Origin of the sequence: Pyrobaculum islandicum DSM 4184, assembly GCF_000015205.1 — an archaeon.
Lineage (GTDB): Archaea > Thermoproteota > Thermoprotei > Thermoproteales > Thermoproteaceae > Pyrobaculum > Pyrobaculum islandicum.
In genome coordinates, this window is record NC_008701.1 from 384630 (window position 1) to 395915 (window position 11286).

Sequence of the window (11286 nt, forward strand, 5' to 3'; positions counted from 1 at the left end):
CTTTTATTCTTATTCTTATAAATTTTTCGAGCTTTAAATACCAAAGTTTTTAAACTGAAGTAAATCTCAGCATATGCCGCGGCCTGCATATCGCTCTAGAAGTCTTAGGAGAGTAAAAGTGAGGACTCCAGGCGGTAGGACCGTAGTACATTATGAAAAAAGAGCGAAGGGCGTCCCCAAATGTCCCGTGACTAATCTGCCGCTAGGAGGTATGAACCATAAAGTATACAGATTTGGCATATCGATAAGAGCGCCCAGTAGACCATATGGAGGCGTTTTTTCTCATAAAGTCTTAGCTAGGGCGTTGAGACTGGCCGTGAGAGGATAGACATACATGGTTGTTATAGCTATCTCTGGACAGCCAGGTAGCGGAAAGACTACAGTAGCTAGAGAGGTAGCTAGGGTGTTAAATTTACCACTTGTCTCATCCGGGTCACTTTTCAGAGAGTTGGCGGCCAAAATGGGCATAGATTTCATAGAGTTTCATAAATATGCCGAGAAAAACCCCGATATTGACAAGGTAGTAGACTCCATGGCTATAGAAAGAGCGAAAGCCGGTAACGTAGTTCTCGAAGGCCATCTAGCGGCGTGGATTGTGCGACCTTATGCGGACATATGTATATACTTAAAGGCATCTAGCGAAATACGTGCAAGACGAATTTCTATACGTGACAAAAAAAGCTTCGAAGATGCTCTACGGGAGGTAAGAGAGCGTGAGGAACTTAATAGGAGGCGATATCTTTCTCTCTACAATATAGACATCAACGACCTCTCGGTGTTCGATCTTGTCTTAGACACTTCATATCTCTCTATAAACGATGCCATTAGAATTAGCTTAGACTACATTTGCACAGTGTTGGGATTTAAGTACTCCAGAAAATTCTGTTGATATTCGACAAATACAATAAATACGCATTTAATATATCACATTTCCAGCTACTATGAAGTTCTTGCTTCGATGCAAACCCAATACGAAAAAACCGCCGACAGGGAAAAGAGTTGCAATAATAGGCGCAGGGCCTGCGGGCCTAGGCGCTGCAGGCGTGTTGTTATGCGACGGACATGAAGTCCATATATACGACGCATTGCCCGAGCCCGGAGGGCTGTTGATATTTGGCATTCCACCTTTTAGGGTCCCAAGAGAGAGCGTGAGAGAGGGGGTGAGGGAGCTGATAGAAGCCGGCGCGAAGTTTTACACATCTACGTTTGTATACTGCGGCGAGAAACCACATGAACACGAGGCTCTCCTATTAGTGAAAGAGTTTGTAAATCTTGAGGATCTTGTAAAGAGATACGACGCCGTTATAATTACGACCGGGACTTGGAAGAGTAGATCGTTAGGCGTGCCAGGGGAGAATTTACAGGGGGTTTACAAAGCGCTTGACTACCTCTTTAGAATCTACGCCAATCAGTTGGGGTATCTACCTAAAGAAAAAGTCTATCCAACTGGAAAGAAGGTGTTAGTAGTAGGCGGAGGCTTGACTGCCGTAGACGCCGCAATTGAGGCCAGGCTACAAGGCGCAGAAAAAGTAGTAGTCGCCTATAGGCGTACTATTAACGAGGCGCCTGCCGGCAAGAAGACTATAGAAACTGAGCTTATAGCGAGAGGCATAGAGTTTCGAGAGTTAATAAACCCCGTGGCTTTCCTAGGCAGAGAAAAAGTGGAAAAAGTCCGGTTCATAAAGATGAGACTAGGGCCGCCAGATAAATCTGGTAGGCCCAGGCCTGAGCCTGTGCCAGGCAGCGAGTTTGAAGAAGAATTCGACACCGTGTTAATAGCCATAGGCGAGGAGCCAACGCCGCCAGGGCCCTGCCTAGGTATAGAATTTAACCCCGACGGCACCATCAAGGTAGATGAAAAAATGCAAACAACTCACCGCGGCATCTTTGCAGCAGGAGACGTAGTTACAGGGCCTTCTCTCATTGGCAAGGCATTAGGCTCCGGGATGAAAGCTGCACAATTTGTAAACGAATATCTCTCCTCCCACTGACTACTTCTTTTTAGCTATGACCATCGCATGTGCTGTATCATAAGGCTCTAAGTGGACAGTCTCAAGAATTTCAAACCCCCTTTCTTTTAGCGTGTTTATCTCTTGTTTAAACGTCTCAGTTGCCGGGGCTGTCACATCAATACTCATGGCTTTTATCACTAACATGACGTAGCCGCCAGGCTTAAGGAAGTAGTCGGCGTTGTCTGCAAGTATTTTTGCTTGCGCCGGCTGTGCCACGTCAATGTAGACGACGTCTACGCCTTTTACATAATGTGCGTATTGGTATGGAAATCTGGCATCACCTAAAATCGGTACTACATTTCTTCTGCCCTGGTCTACCAATTTTTCTATAAATTCTCTGAAGACCCGTGGCGAAAATTCCACAGAGTATATCAGACCCCTCTCTCCCACTATGTCACTTATATGGCTTGGCGTCGTACCAGAGGCAGCGCCTAGATAAAGCATGTGCGTACCCTCTTGAATTGGGATAAATTTTATGCCATTGACTATTGCGGCAGCAAGCTTAGAGCGATAGGGGTTCCATTCTCTATATTCCTCATCTCTCCATTTTATCAACCTCTCCCCATACACTCTCTTGCCTGGAGTTAGATTTTTCGTCGCCAGACGCTCAGTCCCATCTTCGAATTTAACTACATATACGCCGAAGTGATGTTCATGTTTACGCACATCTACCACTTCAATAGACATGGAAAAATACGTCACTTTACGATTTATATACTTATCGCCGTGGCGGATATAATCAGCGCCGTCCTCTCCTAGGCGGAGGCGGTCTCTTCCCCCCTCCGCTTGGAGGAGGCGGCGGTGGAGGCGGGGTCTTTGTAGCCGGTTGCTGAGGGGTCTTGGGAGGCGGCTTTGCGTAGAGAGTCTTGATCTCTTGTATTCTTTTCATTAGTTCCTCCTTTAGTCTGGGGGCGATGAAATTACCAGTAAAAGCGTCGGCTTTAGCCGCAATCGCCAACTTAGCCGCAAGAGCTCTCGCTATCTTACCTCTCTGCCACCTCGGCGATCTAAAGATCTCGGGATATTGGAATATTACGCCGTGTTTAGGAGGCTTCCCTCCAGTACGTAAAGCTCTAAATAAAGCCTTCTCAGCGCCGAGAACCTGTATTGTAGATGCGGGAAGAAACGCCATCCTCGTCAGCCCACCGGCAAGTTTTATCAATCTGGCGCCTAACAACGGCCCGACTAACTCCCTTATGTTAGGCGCAACCTCTTTCATTGCCTCGTCAATATATGTAGCCAAGCTTTCTCTATATGACTCCAGTTTGATAAACGCCTCTGCGTACGATTTTAACTGAGCTAAATCCCACTCTGACATCTCAGCGCCTATGCTTTTCTTTGCAGACTCGACTATTTTCTTCACTCTCTCCGCAGGCATATCCGGAAATACCTTCCTTATACTCTCCTCGCTTATCCCAGATCTATGTCCTATATAGTACACTATCCTTACATACTCCTTATTGTCTCTCACCAACTCCTCCAACTCAGGAAAGTGCAAGCCGTACCACTCTCTAATTCTTGACGCTATTAGATTCAGTATTTTATCTACATCATCAAGTGTACTAATAGCTTGGGCAATAAATAGGTCTCTCTTTTCAACAGCTTGTCTTAGCTTACGCCTGGTTACCAAATCGCTTATTTCAAATAGGTAGTTTCTATAATCTTCCCAGCTTAAGCCCAACGCCTGGAGGTACTTAGAAAAGTTTTGTCTAAATGTCGTGAGCACGGGGGAGGGGCTCTCGGCCACGATCTCTACGCCCTTGATAACAGACACAAGCTTCCTCGCAAGCTCAGGATCCTCTACCACGATTTTCTGCGCCTTTGTCTTCACCCTCTCGATTATTGTAAGGAGTTCTGGTACGTAATTTGACTTTTCAAGTTCTATCAATCTCTCAGCTACTAGGTCGGGTTTTCTCTCATAAAACACCTTATCTACGAGATTTCCCGTCTCGTCAAGCGCGAAAAACCCCAGTACATCTGTCGCTATGTATATTTTCGTCATTAAGCCCTTTGAAAAATATACTTAAAAATATAACTCAGAGAGGGCACGTCTTACGTCTTCTACATCAATCCTCCCTCTGTATCTCCTCATGACCTCGCCTAAAGCCCTGTCTTTCCCAACCTCCCGCACCACCTCTCCCACCACTTTTTTCACCTCTTCATAAGACATTCTAACTAAGCCCAACCTCTTAGCAACTTCCTCCGCAGACTCCCCAGCTTTCATATTTCTAAGCACCTCTTCTACAGCCTCCTTTGTGATAATCTTTTTCTCAAGAGCCTCGAGAACTGAGGCAATTTTCTCGTCTGTTATCTCAACGCCCTCCCTAGCGAGAGCTCTAGAAATATTTAGAAGAATAGTGGCAATTTGTTGAGGCGGCACTTTATATTTCGAGACGTAGTCTTCAAATTTCTCCAAGTATGGAGATTTAATAAGCTGAAGTGCCAAATCTTTACTAAGGCCTAGCGACGTTAATTCTGACAGCTTCCCCTCTAGACTTACCTTTGCGATCTCCTCAGACTTTTTTAAAATTTCAAAGGTGATTCTAATTGGCGGAATATCAGTCTCAGGGTACATCCTCGCGGCACCAGGCCTTGGCCTTAGAAAACGCGTCGTGCCGTCCGGATTAGCCCCCCTCGTTTCCTCTGGCACGCCTTGTAAAGCGGTATTTAGCCTATCAACTACAACAGTAGCTGCTTCCTCTAACTCCCTATCGTCTACGCCCATGAGTAATATGAAAGACTCGACGCCAAGTTTACTTATTATATCTCTCACCTCCTCTGCCGTTATTCCATATCCAGGAAGCTCGTCGCTGTGAAGAAGACCGCCTAACTCTGTCCAGGCTCTTACATAATCAGCAAGCTCTGTGCCAAAGCGCCGGCCAGGTTGCACCTCAACTCCAAAGATCTTCTGAAAGCCGGGCGTTTTGACCGCCACCACCTTACCCCCTGTCTCAAGCACCCTCTTTACAATCTTCGACTTTGTGTTTGTAAACACTTGAGTAACATCGACAGTAGAAAGCTCTAGTTTGCCCACTCCCCTTCTCCTCAACTCTTCAGAAATCTTCAGAAGACTGAGCTGTCTCTGTACTTCATACTCTATGACTTTCGGTATCAAGGAGAGGTCGGGCACCCCCTTAATCTCAGTTTTGGCACCTCCGGCAATTGAGACATTTACATCTTGTCTAACTGTGCCGAGACCTCTCTTAGCTCTCCCCGTGATTTTTACACTATATCCAATGATCCAAGCCACCTCCTCAACTTGTTGTGGCGGGTAAGACATAGGCTCTGTGGCAATCTCTATGAGGGGTATCCCCAATCTATCAAGCCTGTAGACAACTGTCTTCCCCTCCTCCGCTATTTTCCTAGCGGCGTCTTCTTCAAGCGCTATAGTCTCTACGCCGATATCATAGCCAAGAATCTTCTTCTTGCCGCCGTATGCGATCAACATCGTCCGTTGGAAGCCGGAGACATTAGAGCCGTCTATCACAATCTTCCTCATTACGTGTATCTCGTCGAAAATTTTTGCATTAAACATCTTAGCAACTGCGACAGCTGTGGCAAGCGCCTCCTCGTCTGGAAGATGCGGCGGCTCTTCATCTAGTTCCACTAGACAGGTAGTGTCGCGATAGCCCTCGTAAATATACCGCCTCCTTTTCCTCACCTCCCACAACACAGCTGGGTCAACGGCGCCGAGCTCGCTTACAGATAGGTGTAGCCTCCTCTCTATTCTAAAGTGGGGCTCGTCGTCTCTCAACACAGGGGGGCAGTGGCAGAAGAGCTTACGTTTAGTGTTTAACTGGATATGTATTTCAAGACCTACCTTTAGGCCAAGCGACCTATAGTCCACATGGCGATATAAATATTGGGTTTAAATATATCGTGGGAAAGAGGCGGTGGAGTCAACATTTCTTAAGAGATACGTCAGTGGCGCAGTTTATAACAGAGCTTGTCCCAAGCGGACTTGACATAATTGAAGTCGGGCCGGGGAGGGGGGCTTTAACATTACCTCTAGCAGAGAAGTCAAAAACTATATACGCCATCGAAATCGACCCAACGCTAGCGGAGTTTTTAAAGAGACAAGCCCCTCCAAACGTCGTAGTAATTGTAGGCGACGCGCTTGAGATAGAGTGGCCTAGGGCAGACTTCTTTGTGTCAAACATCCCATATTCTATAACCTCCCCGCTACTTCTAAAACTCGCCAAATACAGACTCCCGGCGGTAGTTACTATACAGAAGGAGGTCGCCGAAAGACTTGTAGCTGCGCCAGGTACTGAAAACTACGGGAGGCTAACTGTGGCAATTCGGTGTCACTACGACGTAGAAGTGTTACGTATACTCCCACCCCATGTATTCAGCCCGCCGCCTAAGGTTTATTCCGCCGTGGTGCGTCTCACGCCGAGGCGGCCTTGTGTAGAAGATTTTGAAAACTTCCAACGATTTACAGCTCGGCTTTTTTCAACACGTAGAAAAACTCTCCGCCGTCTGAAACTTGGAGAGACAGAAAAGCGGGTGTACCAACTCACACTTGAGGAAATAGTTGAACTATATAAAAAACACTTCGACACGACAGAAACGTGCCGCTCTTAAAACTCGTATTTCTAGGCACAGGCGGCGCAGTGCCTAAATCAGATAGAATGTTGCCAACTATATACCTAGAGGATTGGCTAGGCCATAGAGTTTTACTCGACGCAGGAGAGGGGGCTCAATATAGACTGTTGCAAATAGACGTCTCCCCCGCCTCTCTCACCCTAGTCGCAATTACACATCAACACGAAGACCACACATTAGGCCTACCCGGTTTAGTAATCACTAACAAGTTTCTGGGCGGAAAATTGAAAGTACTAGCTCCGAGATCTATGCATAAGATCTTAGAGAGACTTGGCGTTGAGGTAAGCGACAGCTACGAAGAGGGGCGCTTCAAAATAACATGCGTAGAGGTGTGCCACACTGTAGACGCGTGTGGGTGGCTCTTTCAATGGGACGTCGGCTATAAGCTAGATCTTTCTAAAGTCGCCGGATTGCCCAAGTGGGCGCTTACGAATTTAATAAGAGGAGAGGCTGTGAAAGTAGGCGGTAGGTTAATAACCCCAGAAGAGGTGGCAGATCTTACACATAAGAGATTCCGCCGGCTGTTATACACTGGAGATACTGCGCCGTGCCCCCAGATGTGGAAAACCGTCGGCGAGGTAGACGTGTTAATACACGAGGCCACTTTTGCCGACGACGTAGAACCTCAAAAAGCACATGACGAGGGCCATTCAACAGTGGCAGACGCCGTTGAGGCCGCAAAGACGCTTAAAGCTGACGTACTTATACTTACACATATAAGCGCTAGATACCCCAGTAAAGAGAGACATAAAGCTCTAGCCGACGCCGTTAAGCCGCCGCCTCATATCTATATCCCCGACGACTTTGACACATTGCTTATCAAACTTTAACTGCGACATAAATAACTGTGGTGGCAAAAGGCGCAAAACGCTTCAACAGATCTAGTTTTTCAAAAAACTTAAGCCTAAACCGCTTTTGTAAAAACCTAGAGGGGAGGGGCGGGAATAAATATATCGGCCTAGCATCTATTATTTCAAGCCCGGCTTTCCTCAACGCAGATTTGACATAGAAGTACGAGTAGTAGTTGAAGGGCAGTTCGCTATCGACAGACTCCCAAACTCCTCTTACAACGCCGCGGAGAAGGGCATCTTTAAACTTGCCAACCCCTTGGAACAGCAGGTATTCGTACAACATATCTAGACACACGGCGTTGTCTATATCTGTGATAAAGATGCCGCCTTTCTTAAGCACGTGCGCCACGGAGGCAAACGCACTCTCTAGGTTATGTAAGTGGTTGTAGACGCTGCCGAGCGCCGTCACTGCGTCAAATCTACGAGCCCTAATAGGCAACATGGCGGCGTCGCCCTGTATTCTATCGCCACATCTACACACTTTCAAAGACTCGACAGAGATGTCTAGAGGGATCACTGTGGCGCCCCTGGCCTGCATATAGAGACTCCAAAACCCCGTGCCAGCCCCCACGTCGAGGATATACATACCTCTTTTGATATATACGTCTAACACCTCGCCTAACTTTCTATACAACGTCCTATAGTACCACGTCCCTAGGTATTTATCTACATAGAGACGGGCTACTGTATCGTAATAATCGGCGACCGCCTTCACCTTGGCTCTATTCTAAAATCTAGCGATAGTTTCCTACGTAGTTTCTCTAACTTAGCAACCCCCCTCGAGAGGACAACGCCGAGGTACTCCTCAGGCACCTTGATCACAATTAGGCCGTCTCTCTCCTCAAGCTTAATCTCGCCAGGGGGCACGTAGCGCTTCAAGGCGGAGACCACCATGGAATATATCTTGCGGCTCGGCGCCCTCTCCCCGCCCCTCTTCACTGGCACCACGAAGGTCTCCTCGCCAAAGACGTAGATCTCGTACTCCACCTCGTCTGTGAGGAAGTCCTTGACTAAGATAACAGGCCTGGCGAGATCCTCCTCCCTCATCCCCGCCGGCACCTTTACCACCATAGAGAGGGCGTATATCTTCTTCACCTCGCCGTCTTTCATAAAGATCACCGTGTCAATTATGGAGGGGATCATGCCCAGCTCCACCCTCCTGATAAACCTCTGGATGGCGTCTATAGGCGAGGTGGCGTGGACAACCCCCACCATCCCCACCCCCGCCAGCCTGAGGTCCACGTAGAGCTGGAAGTCCGCCGTGTCCCTCATCTCGTCGAAGATAGTATAGTCTGGCCGCGACAGGAGGAGGATGTCGTGAACCTCCTCAGATGTGGCCAAGTTCTTCGAGATCTGCGTAATGGCGGGGCTCAGAGTCATATCTCTCGGCGACTCCAACGTCTTCACAATCTTGCCCTTGCTCAGGTAGAACTCCGCGAGGGCCTGGGCGAAGGTGGTCTTGCCCGCTCCAGGCGCCCCCGCGATCAATATACCCTCGGCGCTTTTCTCAAGCCGCTCCAACACCCTGGGGTCAAGCCCGTAGTCTTCTATGCTCTTCCTAACCACAGGTTTTGTAGCTGTGATCTCCAATCTTTCAGACACCGGCGGAAAAACTACGACTATTCTATGCTCCTTATGTTGTATAATCATCGAATGGGGGCGCCTGATCTCAATCCTCGTCTTTGAATTCAGACGAGACGCCTCAGAGACGAGCTCTCTAACTATTGTATACAGTTGCTTTCTCGTAAGAGGCTCTGGAGACAGTTGGACAAAACGCCAACTGCCCGGCTTGCCGACTTTGCCAAAAGGCGGCAAGCCCTCTTTTAAATGCACAGACATTACATCCTTAGAAAAAAACTTCTCTATCGTCAAAACGTCGCGCGGTTTGCCTAGATATATAGTTCTAATCCCCTGCACAACCGCGGCGTCTCTAGACAATTCGTCACTTGTCACATAGATACAGTTATTCTCTTTCGCAAACCTCCTAGCATACATATCTAACTCACTTGGGTCTACCCTCCTATCTATAGAAACAACCTCTATCTTTACAAAGTCCGAAAGCCCCAGCTTCTCCACAGACTCAAACAAATCTTTCAACTCCTCCACGCCAATTATCCCAACCCCATCCCCCTGTCTTGCAAGAGAAGAGAAATACTCCGCCATTTCAGAGAGGAGAAAGAGAGTGCCCCTAAGCCTCCCCCCAAGTATCGCCTCTTTTAACGAGCCGTCTAACACCACCGAGCTGTCAGCTATGTATTTATCCACCGCCAACACACATACAAGTCTATATAAAATCTTTTAGCAGATAGCCCGTGCGATATTTAATAACTACAGTCCCAGGACTCGAAGACTTTGTAATAGAAGAATCGGCGGAGCGGCTCTCGGCAAAAACTGCAAAAGCCATATACATGACAGGACGCGTAATCGTAGAGACAGAGGCAGAACCACACGCCCTATACAGTTTAAAAACTGCAGAGAGGTTCGGCATATTCCTAGGCGAGGGGCTAGCAGAGACACTACAAGAGGTGGTAAACACGGCGTCGACATATCTACCACACGTCTTGAAATACCTCACAAAAAACACAACCGTAGGCATACGTTGCGAAAGAGTAGGCCAACACCCCTTCACCTCACGCGACGTAGAGAGAGAAGTGGGGAGGTGGCTAAAGGAGAGGGGGTACGTCATCAGCCTAGTCGACCCAGACGTCGAGATAAACGTCGACGTAGTACACAACTACGTCACAGTCTGGATCACCGTAGCTAAAAAAAGCCTCAAAGACAGGCCCTGGCGCGCCTATGAGCACTACGCCAGCCTAAACCCCATAATCGCCCACGCCATGGCCAGACTCGCCAAGCCAGCCCCCGGGGAGACCATATGCGATCTGACATGCGGCGGCGGAACCATAGCCGCAGAGGCGGCCGAATACGCCCCCTGGGCCAGATACATATGCGTAGACATATCCCTAAAACACATAAAAGGCGCCGCCTTAAACACGGCGCGGTACCCCCAGGTAGACCTCCTCTGGTTCGACTCCACCAAACTACATAGAGCAATACGCCCCATATGCGACAAATACATATTCAACCCCCCATACGGCTTCAGAATACCCGGCAAGATAGGAAAGCTATACCACCTCCTCGGAAAAGCCATGCGCAAACTCACCCGCCACTGCGCCACCTACGTCACAATAACCCCCAGACACAAAACCTTCACAAGCCAAGTAGGAGGCGAGATAATCATGAGAAGAGTCATATACCAAGGAGGCCTATACAGCAGCATCATAGTGGGGAGAATATGCCCCACCTCGTCCCCCTAACTCTCTCTTGGCCCCTCCCTGGGGGACTCAAGGGCCCGCCCCGGGCACGCCGGGACGAGGGGGCGGCTCACCCGGGGAACGTGGCGCCAAGTCATTAACTTTCCCCGTCTTCGCGCCCCCGTCTGCCGCCCCGGGACCAAGTAGATGTCGTTCATGTGAAGAGTGTAGTTACGAGGTTAAGGGAGGTATGGGCGTAATACTGTTTATGGTCGGGCTTGCCGTCGTGGCGGCCAGCGATGCCGCGTCGACTCCGCCGAATCCCACGTGCAGAAGGCGCTAGCCGCCGTCCAGAATCTTCTTCGCCGCGCTTGGCCAGTACATTGCCAATGCAGAGGCGACGTATTCAATGGCCATCGCCGCCTCCCAGGCGCGTACCCTCCAGCGGGGGGCCGCGGCACCGGCTGACGACGTAGTACGCCCTCTGGAGGGCGTCCACCAGCGCAGCCACCAGCTGCCTCACGGGGAGAGACCTCGGCACAAGCCGCCTAACCCTCACGT

General features: G+C 48.9%; 12 protein-coding genes. 6 read left to right on the forward strand and 6 right to left on the reverse strand.

Annotated elements, in window-relative coordinates:
* The first annotated feature begins 73 nt into the window (after window positions 1–73).
* The 3 genes from PISL_RS02035 to PISL_RS02045 are packed head-to-tail and all read left to right on the forward strand — an operon-like array spanning window position 74 to window position 1991.
* Complete coding sequence (locus PISL_RS02035) at window positions 74–328, forward strand: 50S ribosomal protein L34e (protein ID WP_011762153.1); 255 nt, start codon at window positions 74–76, stop codon at window positions 326–328.
* Between the two features lie 6 nt (window positions 329–334).
* A complete protein-coding gene (cmk, locus tag PISL_RS02040; RefSeq protein WP_011762154.1) occupies window positions 335–889 on the forward strand; it encodes a (d)CMP kinase in 555 nt (184 codons plus the stop codon).
* Between the two features lie 52 nt (window positions 890–941).
* Window positions 942–1991, forward strand: a complete 1050-nt coding sequence (locus PISL_RS02045) for an FAD-dependent oxidoreductase (protein WP_011762155.1) — start codon at window positions 942–944, stop codon at window positions 1989–1991.
* Here PISL_RS02045 and PISL_RS02050 read toward each other — a convergent pair whose 3' ends face one another.
* Genes PISL_RS02050 through gatE form a run of 3 tightly spaced genes read right to left on the reverse strand, consistent with a single transcriptional unit; the run spans window position 1992 to window position 5859 of the window.
* Window positions 1992–2699 carry a fibrillarin-like rRNA/tRNA 2'-O-methyltransferase gene (locus tag PISL_RS02050; protein WP_011762156.1) on the reverse strand — a complete coding sequence of 236 codons (708 nt, stop codon included), beginning with the start codon at window positions 2697–2699 and terminating at the stop codon, window positions 1992–1994.
* Window positions 2700–2751: 52 nt separating this feature from the next.
* Window positions 2752–4014 (reverse strand): Pre-mRNA processing ribonucleoprotein,-binding region, encoded by a 1263-nt coding sequence (locus tag PISL_RS02055; protein WP_011762157.1) that lies wholly within the window; start codon window positions 4012–4014, stop codon window positions 2752–2754.
* A gap of 21 nt (window positions 4015–4035) precedes the next feature.
* Window positions 4036–5859, reverse strand: coding sequence for a Glu-tRNA(Gln) amidotransferase subunit GatE (gene gatE / locus PISL_RS02060; RefSeq protein ID WP_011762158.1), 1824 nt, complete (start codon window positions 5857–5859; stop codon window positions 4036–4038).
* Between the two features lie 32 nt (window positions 5860–5891).
* Here gatE and rsmA point away from each other — a divergent pair, with 32 nt between their 5' ends.
* The gene (rsmA, locus tag PISL_RS02065) at window positions 5892–6599 is read left to right on the forward strand and encodes a 16S rRNA (adenine(1518)-N(6)/adenine(1519)-N(6))-dimethyltransferase RsmA (RefSeq protein ID WP_011762159.1); all 708 of its coding nucleotides are present in this window, start codon (window positions 5892–5894) and stop codon (window positions 6597–6599) included.
* A complete protein-coding gene (locus PISL_RS02070; protein WP_011762160.1) occupies window positions 6587–7450 on the forward strand; it encodes an MBL fold metallo-hydrolase in 864 nt (287 codons plus the stop codon). The genes rsmA and PISL_RS02070 overlap by 13 nt, the downstream gene beginning before the upstream one ends.
* On the opposite strand, the gene PISL_RS02075 is transcribed toward PISL_RS02070, so the two are convergent.
* Together PISL_RS02075 and PISL_RS02080 are read right to left on the reverse strand one after the other, a co-directional pair.
* Entirely contained in the window at window positions 7440–8186 is a 747-nt protein-coding gene (locus PISL_RS02075; RefSeq protein WP_011762161.1) for a class I SAM-dependent methyltransferase, read from the reverse strand. The genes PISL_RS02070 and PISL_RS02075 overlap by 11 nt on opposite strands.
* Complete coding sequence (locus PISL_RS02080) at window positions 8183–9736, reverse strand: PINc/VapC family ATPase (protein ID WP_053240273.1); 1554 nt, start codon at window positions 9734–9736, stop codon at window positions 8183–8185. The genes PISL_RS02075 and PISL_RS02080 overlap by 4 nt, the downstream gene beginning before the upstream one ends.
* A gap of 47 nt (window positions 9737–9783) precedes the next feature.
* On the opposite strand from PISL_RS02080, the gene PISL_RS02085 reads away from it, so the two are divergent.
* Window positions 9784–10788, forward strand: a complete 1005-nt coding sequence (locus tag PISL_RS02085) for a THUMP domain-containing protein (protein WP_011762163.1) — start codon at window positions 9784–9786, stop codon at window positions 10786–10788.
* A 343-nt stretch (window positions 10789–11131) separates the two neighbouring features.
* On the opposite strand, the gene PISL_RS10550 is transcribed toward PISL_RS02085, so the two are convergent.
* Window positions 11132–11284 carry a hypothetical protein gene (locus tag PISL_RS10550; RefSeq protein ID WP_245218438.1) on the reverse strand — a complete coding sequence of 51 codons (153 nt, stop codon included), beginning with the start codon at window positions 11282–11284 and terminating at the stop codon, window positions 11132–11134.
* Window positions 11285–11286: the final 2 nt, after the last annotated feature.